The organism is Pseudomonas sp. (assembly GCF_050739935.1).
GTDB lineage: Bacteria > Pseudomonadota > Gammaproteobacteria > Pseudomonadales > Pseudomonadaceae > Aquipseudomonas.
On the sequence record NZ_JBOICF010000109.1, the window covers coordinates 13,646 to 33,016 of the forward strand.

14 protein-coding genes and 1 pseudogene are annotated in these 19,371 nt (G+C 59.4%); 3 read left to right on the forward strand and 12 right to left on the reverse strand.

What is annotated here, in order from left to right; translation table 11 throughout:
• Nucleotides 1–138 precede the first annotated feature (138 nt).
• Together ACRER8_RS21400 and ACRER8_RS21405 are read left to right on the forward strand one after the other, a co-directional pair.
• The gene (locus ACRER8_RS21400; RefSeq protein WP_431748187.1) at nt 139–393 is read left to right on the forward strand and encodes an acyl carrier protein; all 255 of its coding nucleotides are present in this window, start codon (nt 139–141) and stop codon (nt 391–393) included.
• 62 nt (nt 394–455) lie between these two features.
• Nucleotides 456–1,082, forward strand: coding sequence for a class I SAM-dependent methyltransferase (locus ACRER8_RS21405; protein WP_431748188.1), 627 nt, complete (start codon nt 456–458; stop codon nt 1,080–1,082).
• A gap of 151 nt (nt 1,083–1,233) precedes the next feature.
• Here ACRER8_RS21405 and ACRER8_RS21410 read toward each other — a convergent pair whose 3' ends face one another.
• From ACRER8_RS21410 to ACRER8_RS21425, 4 genes are all read right to left on the reverse strand, one after another.
• Nucleotides 1,234–3,477 carry a glycoside hydrolase gene (locus ACRER8_RS21410; RefSeq protein ID WP_431748189.1) on the reverse strand — a complete coding sequence of 748 codons (2,244 nt, stop codon included), beginning with the start codon at nt 3,475–3,477 and terminating at the stop codon, nt 1,234–1,236.
• A gap of 96 nt (nt 3,478–3,573) precedes the next feature.
• Nucleotides 3,574–6,726, reverse strand: a complete 3,153-nt coding sequence (locus ACRER8_RS21415) for an efflux RND transporter permease subunit (RefSeq protein ID WP_431748190.1) — start codon at nt 6,724–6,726, stop codon at nt 3,574–3,576.
• Nucleotides 6,723–7,793 carry an efflux RND transporter periplasmic adaptor subunit gene (locus tag ACRER8_RS21420; RefSeq protein WP_431748191.1) on the reverse strand — a complete coding sequence of 357 codons (1,071 nt, stop codon included), beginning with the start codon at nt 7,791–7,793 and terminating at the stop codon, nt 6,723–6,725. Before ACRER8_RS21420 ends, ACRER8_RS21415 begins: the two co-directional genes overlap by 4 nt.
• The gene (locus ACRER8_RS21425; RefSeq protein WP_431748192.1) at nt 7,790–8,917 is read right to left on the reverse strand and encodes an efflux RND transporter periplasmic adaptor subunit; all 1,128 of its coding nucleotides are present in this window, start codon (nt 8,915–8,917) and stop codon (nt 7,790–7,792) included. Before ACRER8_RS21425 ends, ACRER8_RS21420 begins: the two co-directional genes overlap by 4 nt.
• A 155-nt stretch (nt 8,918–9,072) precedes the next feature.
• On the opposite strand from ACRER8_RS21425, the gene ACRER8_RS21430 reads away from it, so the two are divergent.
• Nucleotides 9,073–10,239 (forward strand): AAA family ATPase, encoded by a 1,167-nt coding sequence (locus ACRER8_RS21430; protein WP_431748193.1) that lies wholly within the window; start codon nt 9,073–9,075, stop codon nt 10,237–10,239.
• A gap of 485 nt (nt 10,240–10,724) precedes the next feature.
• Here the strand turns inward: ACRER8_RS21430 and ACRER8_RS21435 are convergent, their stop codons facing one another.
• From ACRER8_RS21435 to ACRER8_RS21470, 8 genes and pseudogenes are all read right to left on the reverse strand, one after another.
• Nucleotides 10,725–11,762 carry an ABC transporter substrate-binding protein gene (locus ACRER8_RS21435; protein WP_431748194.1) on the reverse strand — a complete coding sequence of 346 codons (1,038 nt, stop codon included), beginning with the start codon at nt 11,760–11,762 and terminating at the stop codon, nt 10,725–10,727.
• An 86-nt stretch (nt 11,763–11,848) separates the two neighbouring features.
• Nucleotides 11,849–12,715 (reverse strand): ABC transporter permease, encoded by an 867-nt coding sequence (locus tag ACRER8_RS21440; RefSeq protein WP_431748195.1) that lies wholly within the window; start codon nt 12,713–12,715, stop codon nt 11,849–11,851.
• A gap of 191 nt (nt 12,716–12,906) precedes the next feature.
• A complete protein-coding gene (locus ACRER8_RS21445) occupies nt 12,907–13,788 on the reverse strand; it encodes an ABC transporter ATP-binding protein (RefSeq protein ID WP_431748196.1) in 882 nt (293 codons plus the stop codon).
• Nucleotides 13,789–13,830: 42 nt separating this feature from the next.
• Nucleotides 13,831–14,727, reverse strand: coding sequence for a TauD/TfdA dioxygenase family protein (locus ACRER8_RS21450; protein ID WP_431748197.1), 897 nt, complete (start codon nt 14,725–14,727; stop codon nt 13,831–13,833).
• Nucleotides 14,728–15,291: 564 nt separating this feature from the next.
• A complete protein-coding gene (locus tag ACRER8_RS21455) occupies nt 15,292–16,080 on the reverse strand; it encodes a MetQ/NlpA family ABC transporter substrate-binding protein (protein WP_431748198.1) in 789 nt (262 codons plus the stop codon).
• Nucleotides 16,081–16,318: 238 nt separating this feature from the next.
• Nucleotides 16,319–17,146: pseudogene (locus ACRER8_RS21460) on the reverse strand (sigma 54-interacting transcriptional regulator); the annotation flags it as partial.
• A gap of 130 nt (nt 17,147–17,276) precedes the next feature.
• Nucleotides 17,277–17,858, reverse strand: a complete 582-nt coding sequence (locus ACRER8_RS21465; RefSeq protein ID WP_431748199.1) for an alpha/beta hydrolase — start codon at nt 17,856–17,858, stop codon at nt 17,277–17,279.
• Between the two features lie 390 nt (nt 17,859–18,248).
• Entirely contained in the window at nt 18,249–19,325 is a 1,077-nt protein-coding gene (locus tag ACRER8_RS21470) for a fatty acid desaturase (RefSeq protein ID WP_431748200.1), read from the reverse strand.
• Nucleotides 19,326–19,371: the final 46 nt, after the last annotated feature.

Genomic DNA, 19,371 nt, shown 5'->3' on the forward strand with positions numbered 1-19,371 from the left:
CGGTCGCCAGACTAGCAAAGGCAACCTTGGGTACTGTAAGGGTCTTTGGCGTTATTGGGAGAGGGATTCCCTTCGTAGCCGTCGGACTGGCCGTGTTTGACCTGGTTAGCATCGGGCTGTGTGCATATGAGGCAAAAAATGGACGCTGAAACCACTCGACACGCGCTAACGCAGGCAATCATCGAGCTTTTCACCTCGATCATCGGATTCGTTCCTCGCGAGGCCGTCACAGGCAAAACCAACTTCGTCAGGGATCTCGACATCATTGATGAAGACCTCACCTGCTTCATGATGCAGGTCAAGTGGCGCTACAAGCTCAACCCGAGGCCCGCAGATTGGGAGCAGATAGAAACCATTGATGAGGTGGTCAATCTCGTGCTCGGCAAAAGTTGAACAAATATCCTGACCTGAGCAGGAGTATATTGGCGGCTTCCTCCGCTCAGAATCCGCCCCACATGAAACTCGACCCGCAGGCCCTCGCTCAGATCACCGCCACGACGCTGGGCAACTACAACGATGTGGCCGAGGGGTTTCGCGAGGGCACGCGGGATCATGATGTCAGCCAGAACATCGACGCGCTGCTGCGCAATATTCAGGGCTCGGCGCCGTTGCAGATCCTTGATTTTGGCTGTGGGCCGGGGCGGGATTTGCGGACGTTCACTGCGATGGGTCATGTCGCGGTAGGTCTTGATGGCTCGGAGCGTTTTGCCGAGATGGCCCGAGCCGATAGCGGCTGCGAGGTGCTGCACCAGAATTTTCTGGAACTCGATCTACCCTCCGAACGCTTCGACGGCGTCTTTGCCAACGCCTCGCTGTTTCATGTCCCAAGACAGGAGCTGCCACGCGTGCTGGGCGAATTGCGCGCAGCGTTGAAACCGGGCGGCGTGCTGTTCAGCTCCAACCCGCGTGGCCATAATCAGGAAGGCTGGAAAGGCGAGCGTTATGGCTCGTTTCACGATCTGGAATCGTGGAGCGCGTTGCTGAGCGGGGCGGGATTTGTCGAAGTCGAGCATTACTACCGGCCGGAAGCCTTGCCCAGAGAGCAGCAGCCCTGGCTGGCGAGCGTCTGGCGCAGGGTTTGAATGCCTCGGATCTCACGACAAATGAAAGACCGATGGGAGCGAGTTCATTCGCGAGGCGATGGTACAACCGACACAGAGAGGTCGAGTGTACGGGCCCGTCGCGAATGAATTCGCTCCCACAGAGCTTGCGCATTGACAGGCTATTACGCGCTCAGTCCGGGAGAGGTTGATAAACCGCTAACACTCCACCCGTTCCAATCGCGGTCACACTCCGCCCAGCAAATGACAGCCCACCCGCCTCCCGCACCCTTTCACCAAAATTCGCCACCAACCGCGTGCCGTCACTGAACGTGGTCTGCTGCAGCAGACGGTCGTGGCTCAGCCATGCAAAACCAGTCATCGCTTGAGTCGCCAGACGCTCATGCAGCGGGCGGAAAAATACGTCCTGTCGCTGGATGATTTTCAACCGGGAATTCAGTGTGTCCTGGCTCAGGTGATACAGCGGAGGCACGTTATAAAGCAGTTGCGTGAGCTCGTTCTGTACCTTGACGTTGCTTAGCTTGAGGCTGTCGAACAACCAGTGATGCGTGGTGATGACCGAACCGTGGAACACGGTTTGATAAAGCGGCAGGCGAGTCGTCGGATCGAAGTGAACGGTGCGATAAGGCTCTTTGATCGGAACCGGCTTGAAGAAGGTGCCGGGCTGTTCCGGCGGATACCAGTCGCCCAGATACCAGGGTGATTTCTTGTTCCGGCTGAGGTCCGCATCACCCCAGCCGATCACCGGGGTCTGCATGCCGTGGGCGAAGAGGATGCCTTGAGATGTGCTCGCGTTGCCGTCCTCGGAGCCAACAGTCAGTCCTTGCGTCTGCGCAACCCACCGCGCGGCATCGACATTGGCCTCGGCGTTCTGCGACTGCGTCAGCGTCGCACCGGGGCGATAGCTGTCGAACAGCATTCCTGTGGCATAGGCATCGAGAAACCAGCTGTTGAAACCGGCCGCATCACGAACCGCCCGCACACGGGCCTCGAGCAAAGGCCGCACACATCGCGGATCGGTGTAATGCCCGGACTGTTGAAACCCGCTCTTGAGCCCGCCGCCCTTCAACACAATCGCGCAGTCCCGGTGTGCGTCATTGCCTAGATGCGCTGTGGTCCAGTCAGGGTTTTCGCTGTCGGACAGCGCTGTTTCGTAGGAGTCGTAGGGTGCAATCAGATAACCCGCCTGCACCGCTGCGTGAACCGCTTCGGGATGCCACAGGCCGCCCTCCCAACCTTCGCCAAGGCCAAGCCACAAGCGCGTAAGGCCGGCGCCACGAATCGCATCATTGTTCTTCGCAGCCAGCATGCTCCCCCACTTGGACGGGTCGTCAGTGAAGGCTCTGCCAAACAGTTGCGCGATGTCCGCCCGCAATTCGCCATAGCTCGTCGCAAGGCGCTGCATATCTGGTCGAGCGCCAGCGCGCCAGCGTTCTCGGGCCACTGAATTGAACGCATGGTTCAGACTGCGCAGCACCACGCCCTGCTCCCAGCGTTGCAATGACGCGCCCTGGCGGTCGAGTACCGCGCTCGCTTCGGCATCCATGAACTTCTTCAACCGAACGGCCAGCGGTGACGAGGACGCGAGAACCCTGGCCAGCCTCGGCCAGGAGCGCACGTCATCCGGCCCCAGCAAATCATTGCCCCACAGATAGACATGCGCAGCGCCCATCAATTTGCGGACCTTGGGGGTTGCGGCAAACTTCTCGTCGAGGGTCTGATAAGACCCGGTGTCTATCAGCCATTGCCGGTAGCGACGCGCGCCGGACATCGGATCCGCGCTTCCCAAATACAGGCGAAACGTCATGGGAGCGTGAGGATCCAGCGAAGTGAACTCATGACTGGCCGAAATAGCCAGCGCATCGCCCTGGGCCTTGAGTCTCAGCCGATTATTGAACGGGTTGGTCATCAGCCAGGTGAGGCTGAACGCGCCGTGCTGCGTGCCCCAAAGCGGCAGGCTCAGATCCTGGGTGGTGTTGAGTTCGCCCTGCTCGACCAGAAACCGCTGCCACACGGCATTGCCCCGCGGAATGTAATGCCCTTCTGCGAGCGGCCAGATCAATGCGTCGCCCATGGCATCAGCGGACTGGTTCAAAACTTCCAGCATCCCGGCCTCGCGGGCCTTGATCGTCAGCAGCAGCTCGCGCTGATCCAGACGTGCCTCAAGCAGCCAGGCGCCTTCGTTCCACTGCCATTTGAGGTGATTCGGCGTTCGCTGCAGCTGGCTGACCGGATGAGCACCAACGCCCGTTGATGCCTGAACAGCTGATTGCCCGGCAGGGTGAACGCGAACCGCCAACGTCGCCGGGTCAAGCTCGACACGCCAGAGTTCGTTTTCCAGCATCTCGCTTGCTGAGGCATGCACGCAGAACAGCGCGCAAAGCAGCCACAAGGCACGCGAACATAAGCCGGACATATCGACACCCCCTGATCGATCAAGGGTGTCGACGATAATCGGCGGGCCAGCGTCCGTCTCTCAGACGCGTCCGAAAATCATGACGTCCTTTGGGCGTCAGTGCGTAGGCGTCGGCTCGCCCTCACCCTCACCTTTTTCATCGCCCTCACCTTTTTCCTCGGCTTTACGCTTTTTGTCCTGCTCGAATTTCTCGCGCTGCTCCTGCGTCGGCTCCTTGATTTTGTACCAGGCCACGTAAAGCGCGGGCAGGAACAGCAACGTCAACAGGGTCGCGATGATGATGCCGCCGATCATCGCGTAAGCCATCGGCCCCCAGAACACTTCGCGGGCAATCGGAATCATGCCCAGGCTGGCGGCGGCTGCGGTGAGCAGGATTGGTCGACGACGATGCTCGGTGGCTTCAGCAACCGCGTCCCACGGCAGGTAGCCGGCGGTTTCATACTCGTGAATCTGCGTCACCAGAATCACTGAGTTGCGGATGATGATACCGATCAGCGCCAGAATCCCGAGAATCGCTACGAAGCCCATGGGCGTGCCGGTCGGCACCAGCGCCAGCACCACACCGATCAGGCCCAGCGGCGCGACACTCGCGACCAGAAACATCTTCTGCACACTGTGCAGTTGAATCATCAGGAAGGTCGCCATGAGGAAGATCATCAGCGGCACGACCTTGGCAATCGGGCCTTGTGCCTTGCCACTTTCCTCCACCGTACCGCCGGTGGCGATCTTGTAGCCGACCGGCAGTCCCGAGGCGAACTTGTCGATTTCCGGTTTCAGCTCTTTTACCAGGTCAGTCGGCTGCATGTCGTCGCGCACGGCGGCCTTGAGAGTGATGGTCGGCTTGCGGTCGCGACGCCACACCAGCGGCTGCTCCATTTCGTAGCGCACATTGGCGAAAGCCAGCAGCGGAATGGACGTGCCCTGGGGCGTGACGATCTGCAAATTCTGCAGGGTCTCGGGCGAGTCACGTTCGATATCCACGGCGCGTCCGACCACATTGATCAGGTAGATGTCATCGCGCACCTGAGTCACTGCAGAACCGCTGACGATGCTGTTCATCAGCTGCGCCACGTCTTCGGAAGACAGACCCAATTGCCGCGCCTTGTCCTGATTGATGTCGATGCGCAAGACTTTGCCCGGCTCGTTCCAGTCGTAGATCATCTCGCCGATGTGCTGATTCTTGTCGAGCAGCGTCGCCAGATCGATTGCGTGCTGCCGCACTTTGTCGATGTTGTCGCCGCTGACGCGATATTGAATCGGACGGCCAACCGGCGGCCCCATTTCCAGCGGCTGAACGTAAGTGCCAATGCCGACGAAGTCGTCACGCAGGCGCTTGTTCAAGCGTTCCATCAGCCCGGCGCGTTCTTCCAGCCCTTTGCTCACGATCACCAACTGCGCGTAGTACGGGTTCTCCAGTTGTTGATCCAGCGGCAGGTAGAAACGCACCGCGCCCTGACCGATGTAAGTACTCCAGCGCACGATGTCCGGGTCGTCCTTTAGGGTCGCTTCGAGCCTGTCCACGGCTTTGCGCGTCTCGTTGATCGAGGCGTTCTGCGGCAGGTTGAGGTCGACGAGAATCTCGGGGCGATCCGAGGACGGAAAGAACTGGTTCTGCACGAAGCGCATGCAAAACACCGACGTGGCGAACAGCAGCACCGTGACGATGATTGTCAGCCAGCGATGACGCATCGCCCAGAACATCGAGCTGTTGAATGTGCGGGCAATGCGACCCGGTTTGGCGTGCTCGTCTTTCTTTTTTATGTTCTCGCTGAGAATGTGTACGCCGATCACCGGCGCGAACAGCACCGCCACCACCCACGACACCAGCATGGCCACGGCGATTACAGCGAACAAGGTGAAGGTGTATTCCCCCGCCGAGCTGGCGTTCAACCCGATGGGCACGAAACCGGCCACGGTCACCAGCGTACCGGTGAGCATCGGGAAGGCTGTCGACGTGTAGGCAAAGGTCGCGGCCTGTTCCTTCGAGTCGCCCATTTCCAGCCGCGAAACCATCATCTCAACGGTGATCATGGCATCGTCCACCAGCAGACCGAGGGCGATGATCAGGGCACCCAGCGAAATCCGCTGCATGGTGATGCCGCTGTATTCCATGAACACGAAGACCATGGCCAGCACCAGTGGAATCGAGCACGCCACCACCAGACCGGCGCGCATCCCGAGGCTGATGAAGCTGACGATCAGTACGATCACCACTGCTTCGAACAGGGCGCTGGTGAAACCGCCAACGGCTTTTTCCACCACCTGAGCCTGATCCGACACGTTGTTCACGCCCACGCCGATAGGCAGATCAGCCGTCGCCGCTTCCATGCGATCGTGCAGCTGTTTGCCGAACTCCTGCACGTTGCCGCCCTTCTTCATCGCGATCGCCAGACCGATGGCCGATTTGCCGTTGAAGCGGAACAGCGGTGTGGGCGGATCGACATAACCGCGACTGATCTCGGCAATGTCGCTCAAACGATAGAAGCGATCATTGAGGCGCAGATTGACCTTTTCCAGATCCTTTTCCGACGCGAACTGCCCGGACGTACGCACCGAAATCCGCTCGGGACCGGCCTCGATCACGCCCGCCGGGGTCACCGCATTCTGCGATTGCAGGCTCTGCACCACCTGGCGCTGATCCAGCCCCAGGGCCGCGAGTTTGCGGGTGGAAAAATTCAGGTACAGGACTTCGTCCTGCTGGCCGATCATCTCCACCTTGCCGAGCCCCGGCACATCGCGGATCTGAACGCGCACTTCTTCGACGTAGTCGCGCAGCTGACGCATCGTCAGGCCATCGGCAGTGAACGCATAGATCGAGCCGTAGACGTCACCGAACTCATCATTGAACGCCGGGCCTTGCAGCCCTTGCGGGAACGTGCCGCGAATGTCGTCGATCTTTTTGCGAACCTGATACCAGATTTGCGGGATTGCACCGGCGCTGGTGGTGTCGCGCAGGTAGACAAAAACCGTAGATTCGCCTGGTCGGGTATAGCTCTTCACATAGTCGAGGGAATCAAGCTCTTCGAGCTTCTTCTCGATGCGATCGGTGACCTGCTCAAGGGTTTCGTCCACCGTGGCGCCGGGCCAGCGGGTCTGGATGACCATGGTTTTGATGGTGAACGAAGGGTCTTCTTCACGACCCAGGTTCATGTACGAAAACACGCCCATCAGCAAGCCGACGAACATCAGGTACCAGACGAAGGATTGATGCTTGAGCGCCCAATCGGAGAGGTTGAACTTCCCTTTCATCGTGGGCTGTCCTTATCGACTTTGACTTTTTGCCCCGGTTTGAGGCTGTTCACACCGGCTGTTACCACCAACTCGCCACTCTTGACGCCGCCCGCCAGCACTGCACTGTCATTGTCGCGGCTGATCACGTTGACGGGCCGTGGCGAAACGGTCTGACTCTGCGTATCGATGATCCAGATCTGCGTCTTGCCATCGACCTCCTGCAAGACGTTGGCAGGCAGTTCGATGCGCGGCTCGATGGCCGAGCTGAGGGTGACGCTGATCGCCGTGCCAAGCCGGAACGACGGCGGTGTGTCCGCCAGAGTCAAACGCGCCCGCCGAGTCCGGGTGGCGCTTTCAGCCTGAGGCTCGAGTTCGCGCAAGGTGGCGGTGGTGTTGATGTCGGGCTCCAACTGACTGGCAACTTTGAACACCACGCCCTTGGGCAGTTGCTCGGCCAGCGCCCCCGGTAAATCGATGACCGCTTCTTTGATATCCGGTCGCGCCAGTGTCACCACTTGTTCGCCGGCACTGACCACCTGCCCGGCTTCGACTTTCCATTGGGTGACGACCGCATCGTGATCGGTGCGCAGCTCGCTGTAGCTCAGCTGATCCTTGGCCTGTTGCAGTGCGGCTTTGGACTGATCAAAGGAAGACTGCGAGGTTTTCAGGTCAGTCACTGCGACGTCCAGCGCTGCCTGGGCGCCGACGCCGCGATCGAACAATTCCTGTTGGCGCCGGGCATTGGCCTGCGCGTTGATCAACTGCGCCTGAACCCGAGCCAGATCGCTTTGGGAGGAACGCACCTGGTTCTGCTGATCGGTGGGGTCCAGCACGGCGAGCAAATCACCCTTCTTCACTTCGGCGCCGACATCGACGCTGCGCTGAGCGATGCGGCCCGAGACGCGGAAGCCCAGGGTGCTTTCATAACGCGCGGCGATGTTACCGGCGAAACGCCCCAGGCTCTGCTGATCCTGCGGTTTGACCTCGACGAATAGCACCGGGCGCACGGGCTCCGGTGGCGGCTCCTCCTTGCTGCATGCACTGATGAGTAATCCGCTCAACACAATCCCTGACAGGCGCTTCATTGCTCTGCTCCTGTCGGGTTCTTGTAGACATCGGCGAGCTCGACCTTCATGTCCGGGTGCAGCAGCTGATTACCGGCGACAACCACTTTTTCGCCGTTCTTCAGTCCGTCGACGATGATCACTTTGCCGGTAAGGTAGCGCCCCACCGTGACCTCGCGCAGGCTGACCTTATTCTGGTCGTCGATCACCCACACCGCGGGCTTGCCGAGCTGATCGCCCAGGCCCTTGGTCAAGGCCGACCACGGCAGTTCGACGCTCTGTTTGGCGGGGACTGTCAATGCAGCGCTGACCACCGACCCCAGCTGCATGCCCTGCGGAAGCGATGCCAACGCAATCTTCACCTGCAGCGTGCCGGTTTGGGCCGAGACTGCAGGCGTGATTTCGCGAACTCTGCCGGTAACCTTGACTTGCGGGTTATCCAGCAGCGTGACCTCGACCGGCTGGTCAGTCGGTGGATTGACGAACAACGACTCGTAGACGTTGAAGACCGCATCGCGCTCACCGTCGCGCGCCAGACTGAAAATCGGCATGGTTGCCTGCACCACTTGGCCGACCTCGGCCTGACGCGCAGTGATGATGCCTGGTGCGTCGGCGATCAGCGAGGTGTAGCCCAGTTGCTCGCGGGCATTGGCCAGTTGCGCCTGGGCCGCCTTGAGCGCGCTTTGGCTACCGCGCAGTTGTGCCTGAGCGGAGTCGTACTCGCTTTTGCTGGTGTAACCCTTGGGCAGCAGTTTTTCCTGGCGCACGAAGGCAGCAGCGGTCTGCTTCACGCGGGCCTGTTCGGCGGCCTCGGCGGCGATGGCCGAGTCGACGTTGGTCTGCAAGTCTTTGGGATCGAGCTTGGCCAGCACCTGTTTGGCGCTGATGCGATCGCCGACATCGACCATGCGCTGGATGATCTTGCCGCCCACGCGGAACGACAGTTGCGTCTGCACGCGAGCCTGGATATCGCCGGTCAGCGCAACGGCGGCGGCGAACTCGGCGGTCTTGACCTCCTGTACCTGCACCCGCGGCAGTATCGGATCCTTGGGCTTTTCCTTGCCGCAGCCAGACACCAGCACCAGGCACAAGCCAAGTGCGAGGGCAATCAGATTATTTTGAAGAACCGAGGGTTTAGCAGGCATGCAAGCTCCTTGTGGCAATGCCGTTGCGTACCGCGCCGCCGAGGGTGGTCGTGACGTGATTATGCGACTGTGAGCGTAGATCAGGGTTCCTTGCGCCGCTAAAATCGGCAAAACTCGACTCGCCCGCTGCGCACATTAACAGCAAGGACCGCTCGATGCTCACCACTCTCGCCGTCGCCAACTATCGCTCGATCAACACGCTGGTGGTGCCGCTTGCGCGCTTGAATCTGATCACCGGGCCCAACGGCAGCGGCAAGTCCAACCTGTATCGCGCGCTGCGCTTGCTGGCCGAAACCGCACAAGGTGGCGTGATCAACGCACTGGCTCGTGAAGGCGGCTTGAAGTCGACCTTCTGGGCCGGCCCGGAGAGCATCAGCCGACGCATGCGCAATGGCGAGGTCGAGGTTCAGGGCGGGCCGCGCAAGGAAGTCATCCGCCTGCGTCTGGGCTTTGCCGCCGAGGATTTCAGCTATGCGATTTCATTGGGTCTGCCATCCCCCCCCAAAGCACCCACGGCGTTCGGTCTGGACCCCGAGATCAAACGTGAGTGCATCTGGGCCGGACCTTTGTATCGTCCCGCCAGTTTGCTGGTCGACCGTGCCGGGCCGATGATTCGCGTGCGCGAAGGCCGTGGCTGGGACGTACTGGCGCAACACACGCCGACGTTCGACAGCCTGTTCGATCAGGTCGGCAATCTGCGCTCATCGCCGGAAGTGCTGCAGCTGCGCGAGAGTATCCGCGGGTGGCGATTCTACGATCACTTCCGCAGCGACGCCGACGCCCCTGCGCGCAAACCGCAATTAGGGACGCGCACGCCTGTGCTTCATCACGACGGGCGAGATCTGGCGGCAGCTCTGCAGACGATTCGTGAAATCGGCGAGCCCGAGGCGCTGGATGCTGCGATCAGCGATGCCTTTCCCGGCGCACGCATCGAAATCAATGCGCAGGGCGGCGGGTTGTTTGCGCTGGAGTTTTATCAGCAGGGATTGTTGCGGCCATTGTCAGCGGCAGAGTTGTCGGACGGGACGTTGCGCTATCTGCTGCTGATCGCCGCCCTGCTGACGCCGCGCCCGCCAACCATGATGGTGCTCAACGAGCCGGAAACCAGCCTGCACCCCGACCTGCTGCCAGCGCTGGCGAGGTTGATCATTCGGGCTTCGCAAAACTGTCAGGTATGGGTCGTGTCCCACGCCAGCCGCCTGATCGCCGCGCTGAAGCAGGACCCGGAATGCAACTGCATCATGCTGGAGAAGGAGCTGGGACAGACCGGAATTGTCGGTCAAGGGATGCTGGATCAACCAGCGTGGCATTGGCCGGATTGAACCTGAACGACGCGCGATCCTTGTAGGGGCCGGATGCAAACCTCATCGGTCAATCGGCCTTGGTGGGCTGGATATAAACCTGCGATACACCACCAGAGCTGTAGGGGCCGGCTTGCTGGCGAATGTGGTGTGTCAGCCAACATTTTCGTCACTGACCCAATGCGTTCGCCAGCAAGCCGGCTCCTACAAGTGTCGGGCGACTCAGAAACCTTGTCGCTCAGCCACCCTTTGCGTGGCCGGATGCAAACCTCGTCGGTCAGCCGGCCTTGGTGGGGCTGGATACAAACCTGCGATACAGCACCAGAGCTGTAGGAGCCGGCTTGCTGGCGAATGTGGTGTGTCAGCCAGTATTTTCGTCACTAACCCTACTCGTTCGCCAACAAGCCGGCTCCTACAGATCGAGGTGTGTCAGCCAGCATTGGCGTCAATGACCCACCGCGTTCGCCAGCAATCCGGCGCTTGCAGTTCTTCGTCAGGCTGAAAAGTCAGCTGCCCGCACCACCATGGGCTTCGTCGAAGAAGAAATCCTTCCAGCTGTCGGCCTTGTTTTTCAACACGCCGATTTCATGCAATTTCTCGGCGTAGATGAAGGTGCGTTGCGGCACGACAGTGAAGTCGATTTCTGGGTCCGAAACGATTTTCTCTACCAACGGCAGTGGCAGTTTGGACTTTTCGACGTCAATGTAGGTCTTCGCCGCTGCTGCCTTGTCGGCCTTGATGATCTGCTCGGCTTCAGCCAGCGCGTCATAGAAGGCTTTGTAGGTCTTCGGGTTTTCGTCGTGGAATTTCTGGGTGGTGTAGAGCACGTTGAACGTGGCCTGGCCGCCGAGCACGTCGTACGAGCTCAGCACTTTATGCACGTTTGGGTTTTCCAGTTCCTGATACTGGAACGGCGGGCTGGAGAAGTGCGCGCTGATCTCCGAACCGCCCGCAATCAACGCCGAAGTGGCATCAGGGTGCGGCAGGCTGACGGAGATGTTGTCGAACTTCTTGTAGTTGTCGTTACCGAACAGCTTGGCGGTTTCGATCTGCAGGGTGCGGGACTGGAAGCCCACGCCGGCTGCCGGGACGGCAATACGGTCTTTGTCGGTGAAGTCGTTGAGGGTCTTCACATCAGGCTTGTTGCTGAGCAGGTAGTTGGGCATCGAACCCAACGAAGCGATCGCCTTGACGTTCTGCTTGCCCTTGGTGCGGTCCCAGATGGTCAGCATCGGCGGTACGCCTGCCGACACCACGTCCAGGGCACCTGCCAGCAGCGCTTCGTTCATCGCGGTGGCGCCGGAAATGCTGTTCCAGTCGACCTTGATGTCGATGCCCTCTTCCTTGCCGTGCTTCTCGATCAGTTTCTGCTGTTGCACCACGTCGAGAATCAGATAACCGATACCGAATTGCTGGGCAATGCTGATCTTGCCTTCTGCATGAGCACTACTGCTCAGCAGCGCGCCAGCCAGACCCAATGTGACCGCCAGTGCAGTCAGCACTTGTGGGAGCGAGCCTGCTCGCGAATGTTTGGTATGCCCCATGAAATCCTCACAAAGAAAGCGAAAGTGTTGGATAGCTGAAAGACCACATGCCCGGTCCTTCAGCGCATTTCTTTTTTATGGTCTGCTCAGCGCTGCATGCCCCAACGTTTGACGGTCAGGCGCTCGACATTGCTGAACAGCAGGTTTTCCACCAGCAGACCGATGATGATCACGGCCGCGAGGCCTGCGAACACTTTGTCGGTGTACAGCTCATTGCGGTTCTGGAAGATGTACCAGCCCAGACCGCCCTTGCCCGACGACGCGCCAAACACCAGCTCGGCGGCGATCAGGGTGCGCCAGGCGAATGCCCAACCGATTTTCAGGCCCGCCAGAATCGACGGCAGCGCCGCAGGAATCAGGATGTACCAGACGAACCGCAGGCCCTTCAGACCATAATTGCGACCGGCCATGCGCTGGGTTTCGGAAACCCCGAGAAAGCCTGCGTAGGTGTTCAACGCCAGCGCCCACAGCACCGAATGCACCAGCACGAAGATCAGGCTGTTTTCCCCAAGGCCAAACCACAGCAACGACAGCGGCAGCAGCGCAATGGCCGGGAGCGGGTTGAACATCGCGGTCAGTGTGCCGAGCAGATCGCGACCCAGCTGAGTCGACACGGCAAGCGTGGTCAGACCGAATGCCAGGACGATGCCGATCAGGTAGCCCTTGACCAGCACGGTCAGGGAAATCCACACCTTGGTCAGCAGCTCGCCGGTGACGATGCCGTCGATGAAAGCCTTGGTGGTATCGAGGAAGCTGGGCAGCAACAGGTCGTTACCCTGAATGCGCGCAGCGATTTCCCAGATCACCGCCAGGGCGATCAGGATCACGGTCTTGCGCACCCAACTCAGCTGCCAGATGCGTTGCGCGAGAGCAATATCGCGGGCCAGGTCTTCCTGAGTGAAAGGCTCCAGCGCGACTTCGTATTCCTCGCGGATGGGGGGTGAAAGGCTCATGGTGTTGGTCTCTCTGAGTCAGCGCCGGTCCCCTGTAGGAGCCGGCTTGCTGGCGAAGGCGTAGTGTCATTCACCACCGCAGCGTCAGATAGGCGCCTTCGCAAGGTGGAGCGCCACCCGGCGGTTCCTGCAAAAGGCGCGTTCAATCCGGGCGTTCGGTAGTGTTCAATTCGTGTATCCGGTGCGCGCGATCAGTAAGCGATACGAACATCCTGAAACCGCAAATCCTGCTCGACCGCAGGCGCTTCGCCTTCGTCGAACAGCAGCCGGTGGATGCGCTGCGCGGAGGCCTGGAAATCCACGCCGCCGAGGCTTTTCAGGTCGTATTGATGGCTGTTGATCTCGGCACGCACGCGCCCCGGATGCGGAGACAGCAACAGAATCCGGTTGCCCACCACCAGCGCTTCTTCAATGGAGTGGGTGACGAACAGCAGCGTAAACCGTACCTCTTCCCACAACTCCAGCAGCTCTTCCTGCATCTTGCGGCGGGTCAGGGCATCGAGCGCGGCGAACGGCTCGTCCATGAGCAGGATTTTCGGCTGCATCGCCAGCGCACGGGCAATCGCTACCCGCGCCTTCATGCCGCCGGACAAGGTGTGCGGATACGCATTGGCAAACGCGCTCAGTCCGACCTTTTCCAGATAGTGCCGCGCGCGCTCTTCGGCTTCACGACGCTTGAGCGTGCGCGACGCCAGCAGCGGGAACATGACGTTCTCGATCACCGTCTTCCAGGGCGGTAGTTGATCGAATTCCTGAAACACGACGATCCGGTCCGGCCCCGGTTCCTTGACCTGCTGACCGGCCAGACGAATCTGCCCTTCGCTGGGTGTGATAAAGCCGGCAACCGCCTTGAGCAGCGTCGACTTGCCGCAACCCGATGGGCCGAGTAGGACGAAGCGGTCAGCCGGATCGACTTCGAAACTGACTTGATGAGTAGCCCGCACCACGCGTTCCGGCGTGCGGTATTCAAGGCTTACGCCCTGGACTTGCAATAGCGCTTCAGCGGTAGGCTGATTGGCCTGTTGCGCGTTTGAGCGATCGCTAGCCGTGTGGCTTTGCAGAACAGCATTCATGGAACGGGGCTCCTTAATTCAGGGCAGAGATCAGTGCATGAATCAGAACGGAGCATCGCCCTGGATGGTGGTGCGGTGTAGACGACGACGCAGATGATCGGGCGTGCCGCCTGCCAGGTGAATCAGGGAGCGGTTGTCCCAGAACACCATGTCGTTTTCCTGCCATTTGTGGCGGTAAACGTTTTCCGGACGCACGCTGTGCGCGTAGAGCTCATTGAGGATCGCGCGGCTTTCGTCTTCAGGAATGCCAACGATGTGCGTGGTGAAGCCTTCGCTGACGAACAGCGCCTTACGACCGTTTTCCGGGTGCGTGCGCACGACCGGGTGGCTGACCACAGCGACCTGCGCCAACTGTTCGGCGCTGAGGGTCGGACGCCAGTTCTCGGCATTGCGACCATCGCGATAACGCGAGGTGTAGCTGTGCACGGCGTTGCGACCTTCGACGGCCTTGCGCAGATGCTCAGGCAAGGTTTCCCAAGCCTGGTGCATGTCGGCGAACAGCGTGTCGCCGCCTTCGCTTGGAAGCTCCTGGGCGTAGAGCATCGAGCCCAGGCTCGGCAGTTCCTTGTAGGACAGATCCGAGTGCCAATACTTACCCGCATCACCCAGGCCGACCGGCTGGCCGTTCTCGACGATGTTGGAGACGATCAGGATCTCCGGATGACCGGCGAGCAGGAACTGCTTGAGTACGTGAATCTGCAACACGCCGAACCGGCGACTGAAATCGATCTGCTGCTGCGGGGTGATCTGCTGATCACGGAACACGACAACGTGGTGATCCAGATGCGCGCGATGTACGCGCGCGAAGTCTGCGTCATTGAGCGGACGGGACAGGTCAAGCCCGACGATTTCAGCGCCCACCTTTTCGGTGAATGGACGCACATCGAACTGCTGATCCGGCGCTTGCGCGGACGTGGAAGCTTGGGAGGCTGCTGGCATGAGAACTCCGAGTCCAGAAATAGGCGTGACTGAGAACACGGAACTTTATAGATATAAGAAGGGAAATTTAAATATCGATACAGCATATGGATAGCGCCGAATGTGCTAGCGCCGGCCCGATGCCAGCATTGGTAAGCGTGCAGATACCAAATTCTTATCTTCGGACACGAACCCACGGCGCAAGATTACGGTCTATTTCAGGGGTTACGGCCAGTAGCCACAGGCAAACGAATGATCGCAGGGACAGGAAACCCAGAGGATTGAACATGCCGGTACGATGCAGCAAATCCGACCAGTCGCACGAAAAAATGCACGAAGGCAACGTAAAACTGCTCATCGCCCTGTGCCGTGCATTGGACACAGACGCAAAAACGCCGACGCATGTACGAGCCGTCGGCGTGAAAAACGTATGCGGTGATCCCGAACGCTGCAGCAACTGTGGGAGCGAATTTATTCGCGAGAGGTTCGTGAGGCCGACAAATTTCTATCGTCTGGCCCACTTTTCGCGAATGAATTCGCTCCCACAGGTTGACCGTCAACCCTGAATCAGCCCAATCCCTTCAATCAGAACGCTGGCAATACCGCGCCGTCGTACTTCTTGTTGATGAAGTCTTTGACTTCCTGACTGGTCAGCGCCTTCGACAGCTTTTCGATAGCGTCAGTGTGGGCGTTGTCGGTGCGGGTAACCAGGAAGTTCACGTACGGCGAATCAGCACCTTCGATGATCAACGCGTCTTTCTTCGGATTCAGCTTGGCTTCCAGCGCGTAGTTGGTGTTGATAAGGTCCAGGTCGACCTGATCCAGAGCGCGCGGTAGCAGAGCCGATTCCAGCTCGCGGAATTTCAGTTTTTTCGGGTTGGTGGCGATGTCTTTCGGGGTCGCCAGGGCGTTGGTCGGGTCTTTCAGGGTAATCAGACCGTTCTTTTGCAGGAGAAGCAGAGCACGACCGGCGTTGCTGCCTTCGTTAGGAATGGCGACGGTTGCGCCCTCGGGCAGTTGGTCGATGGACTTCCACTTCTTGGAGTAGCCGCCGAATGGCTCTACGTGGACGCCGACGCCGGTCACCAGCGTGGCACCTTTACCTTTGTTGAAGCCGTCCAGATAAGGTTTGGTCTGGAAGTAGTTGGCGTCCAGACGTTTCTCGTTCAGCTGCACGTTTGGCTGTACGTAGTCGGTGAAAACCTTGATTTCCAGATCCACGCCTTCTTTGGCCAGTTCAGGCTTGATCAGCTCCAGGATCTCGGCGTGCGGCACGGCAGTCGCGCCGACGACCAGTTTCTCTGCGGCTTGGGCCGCGTTGATGCCGATGGAGAGGGCAGCCGCCAGTGCGGTGAACAACAACGTCTTTTTCATGCGATGTCCTTAGAAAAAATTCTGGTCGCCTTGTGAGCAACTTTGTCTAGATGCCGCGGGTAACGACCCTCGCAGGGTGGCGGCTGAAGCGGACATTACCCAGATTTTTTATTCCGAGACAATACTTTTTATGCGGGTGGTTATTCTTTTTGGTTCTCAGGAGGCATTTAGCCAGTAGAGCAATGTCAGCGAAGGCTCTAAACCGCAGTCTTGCTGCCAATGCGACTTACTGGCGGGCAGGAAAATTCAGATGTTCCGGCAAGATTTCCGCTCCGCTACTCACCAGCAACGCGAAGTGAATGACATTCTCCAGCTCCCGCGTATTTCCCGGCCAGTAATGCGCCTCCAGTAGCTTTTGCGCAGCCTCGCTGATTAAAGGCATCTCGAAATCCAGGCGCTGGCTGTAGATCCCCAGGAAATACTCGGCAAGCGGCAAGATATTGCCCGGCTGTTCTCGCAATGCCGGCAGATCCAGTCGACCCTCACTCAGGTAACGATAAAGCCGTTCGTGAAATTTCCCGGCGGCCACGGCCAGACGCAGATCGATACTGGTCGCAGCCACCAACCGCACATCCACCGGGCTTGGCTGCGACGCGCCTACGCGGGTGACTTCGTGATTTTCCAGAGCCGAGAGCAGTTTGATTTGGATCGACAAGGGTAAGTCGGCGATTTCATCAAGATACAACGTCCCGCCTGTGGCAGAGCCGAACCAGCCGGCGCGACTGCTCGCCGAGCCGCTGTGGGCGCCAGGGGCATAGCCGAACAGTTCGGCGTCGGCGTAAGTCGGACTGATCGCGCCGCAGTTCACCGAAACGAACAGCCCCGAACGATCACTGCCGCGATGAATATGCCGGGCCAGCAACTCTTTACCGGTGCCCGGTTCGCCACGAATCAGCACGGGCAGTTCCCGGGGTGCGAGTTGCTCCATTTCTTCACGCAGGCGTCGGGAGCGCGGGTCGAAGAACACCAGCGCCTTGGCACGAATGCTCAGAGGGCTTTTTTCGGCGTCGGGAAAGGTCAGCAGAGGCTGGCTGAACGGCTGTTGCGGGGTAACAGAGTGACTCATGGCAGGCTCCCGCCCAAGCCATCATTGCCTGAGCGTTAAAAAAAAGGCCGCAGCGCCTGTCGGTTCACTGCGGCGAAAGAAATCGTGAACGGCGTGTTGTTCAACGCGACCACAGCCGCGCAACATCGCTTCATGCGCGGCGGCGTGTGAGTTGTTCGATGCGGCCTTGCAAGCGATACAGATAAGCGAAACCCTGCTCCCAGCGTTGGTGGCCGGATTTGACGTTGATGTGGCCAGCGCCGCTCAGGATGCCGATCTCGGCGCCCCAGTTGCGGGCCATTTCCATCGCCCGCAAAGCGCTGACGGCGGAGTCGTTATCGGAACTGACCACCTGCGCCGGGAACGGCAGCAGGTGCTCTGGAATAGGCGCAAAGTTACGAATCGCTGGCGGGCAGTTCGGGCGTTCGACATCGGCAGGCGCTACCAGCAACGCACCACGAACCTGGCGCAGGGTTTCCAGCGGGGCCAACTGCGCCCAGTGCGCGACCGTCACGCAGCCGAGGCTGTGCGCAATCAGGATCACCGGCGAGCTGTCGGCAGCGATAACCCGTTGCAATTCGCCCACCCAGTCTTCGCGACGAGGTTTGAACCAGTCGGCCTGTTCCACGCGCACGCTGTTGGGCAGGCTGTTCTGCCAATGGGTTTGCCAATGGTCTTCGGCAGATCCTTGCCAGCCTGGCACGATCAGGTAACGGATCGATTCGTTATGCATGGCCTTCGCCTCCTGCATTTTTTGCGTTCATGGCGGCGAGTATAGGGACGGGACATATATTCGAAAAAGAATAAGAAGATATTTATTAATAGCTCAAAAACATATGCCGCAATCTCGGGCGATAGCGCATTCAAAAAAGAGGGCCACCCCCTGCCTTAAGGAGTAGCCCTGATAAATTGCGCTGTCTGCCCCCAGCTCGCCGGGGATGAGCAGAGAATACGGAGGAGTTGTTACAGAATTTTTTATGGGAAAGGATTTCTGCGGCCGTTGCCTATCACTGCCGGAAACATCGGACCTGTGGGGGCGAATTCATTTGCGATGCGGTAGTCCATCCGACGGATGATGTATGGGATGCACCATCTCTTCGCGAATGAATTCGCTCCCACAGATTCAACCGCGTGATGGCTGAGACAGGGGATCACCTTCAACTACAGCTATACGCTCAAACCGATTGGCCCGCCCAAACGTCCCGAAATCATTGAAGCGCACCCCCATTTCGGCCATGACCTCATGCGCCACCGGCGCCGTCATCTGGCGGATGTAGAACGGTTCTTTCACCACGAAATGATGAATGCCATGAGTGCTTCCGAAATTGAAGCAGAACGCCTGCAGCGGCCACAGCCACCAAGGATTGAGCACCTGAGTCTGCTGCATGACATTGCCCGGCTCGACATCACCGTAGTAATGCATGTTCGAGCTGACGAAATGCAGGCAAAAGGTGCGCAGCACGTTGGGGCCGATCAGCACCACTACCGCAACGTTGATCACGTGCATGACGGCCAGCGTGCTCGTCGACCAATCCACCGTCGTGCCCATCAGGCTGGCGATGCCATTGGCGGCGTGAAAGCCGAGAAACACATACCACGCGCCCCAGTTGAGAAGCGCCAGCGGTGCATAAACGCGCAGAGTGCGCTTGAGGATGCTGAATTTGTGCGCCCAGGTTTTCGCCCGCAGCATGCGAATCAGCGACGACATGACGTTGTCGCCCACCATCAACAATCGGGCGATGCCCCATGGCTCGCCATTGGTGATCGCGCGCTCTTCCATGTCGGCTTCGGTGCCGGAGACCTTGTGATGATTGAGATGCAGATGCCGACGAATCCACGGGTTTATGGTGCTCGGACGGGCCATCCACACCAGCGCCAGCATCAGATTGTGCGGCACACGCCGTTTGCGGAAGTACATGCTGTGAATCAGATCGTGCTCCAGCTCGTGGGTGAGCGAGGCGAAGAAAGCGTTCAGCAGTAAACATACCCACCAGGCCATGTAACCCCCGAGATAGAGGGCTGCGCTGCCGATCATTCCGGCCAGGGCAAACAGCAGAATGCCGACCCCGATCGCGTCCTGATGCGCAAGGATCGGATAGCGTTGACGCAGGGCATTGCCATGAGCCATAACCACGGCGCGAATATGGGCTGATCGCTGTTGTGCATTCAGTCCGGCAGCGCTTGCAGAAGTGTCGTGCATGCTTCCATTCTCCGGTCTTATGATGATGAAAAACGTGGTTCCACTT

Coding starts and splice junctions, on each gene's coding strand:
- ACRER8_RS21400 (WP_431748187.1), top strand. CDS start 139: ATGGACGCTGAAACCACTCGACACGCGCTAACGCAGGCAATCATCGAG.
- ACRER8_RS21405 (WP_431748188.1), top strand. CDS start 456: ATGAAACTCGACCCGCAGGCCCTCGCTCAGATCACCGCCACGACGCTG.
- ACRER8_RS21410 (WP_431748189.1), bottom strand. CDS start 3,477: ATGTCCGGCTTATGTTCGCGTGCCTTGTGGCTGCTTTGCGCGCTGTTC.
- ACRER8_RS21415 (WP_431748190.1), bottom strand. CDS start 6,726: ATGAAAGGGAAGTTCAACCTCTCCGATTGGGCGCTCAAGCATCAATCC.
- ACRER8_RS21420 (WP_431748191.1), bottom strand. CDS start 7,793: ATGAAGCGCCTGTCAGGGATTGTGTTGAGCGGATTACTCATCAGTGCA.
- ACRER8_RS21425 (WP_431748192.1), bottom strand. CDS start 8,917: ATGCCTGCTAAACCCTCGGTTCTTCAAAATAATCTGATTGCCCTCGCA.
- ACRER8_RS21430 (WP_431748193.1), top strand. CDS start 9,073: ATGCTCACCACTCTCGCCGTCGCCAACTATCGCTCGATCAACACGCTG.
- ACRER8_RS21435 (WP_431748194.1), bottom strand. CDS start 11,762: ATGGGGCATACCAAACATTCGCGAGCAGGCTCGCTCCCACAAGTGCTG.
- ACRER8_RS21440 (WP_431748195.1), bottom strand. CDS start 12,715: ATGAGCCTTTCACCCCCCATCCGCGAGGAATACGAAGTCGCGCTGGAG.
- ACRER8_RS21445 (WP_431748196.1), bottom strand. CDS start 13,788: ATGAATGCTGTTCTGCAAAGCCACACGGCTAGCGATCGCTCAAACGCG.
- ACRER8_RS21450 (WP_431748197.1), bottom strand. CDS start 14,727: ATGCCAGCAGCCTCCCAAGCTTCCACGTCCGCGCAAGCGCCGGATCAG.
- ACRER8_RS21455 (WP_431748198.1), bottom strand. CDS start 16,080: ATGAAAAAGACGTTGTTGTTCACCGCACTGGCGGCTGCCCTCTCCATC.
- ACRER8_RS21465 (WP_431748199.1), bottom strand. CDS start 17,858: ATGCATAACGAATCGATCCGTTACCTGATCGTGCCAGGCTGGCAAGGA.
- ACRER8_RS21470 (WP_431748200.1), bottom strand. CDS start 19,325: ATGCACGACACTTCTGCAAGCGCTGCCGGACTGAATGCACAACAGCGA.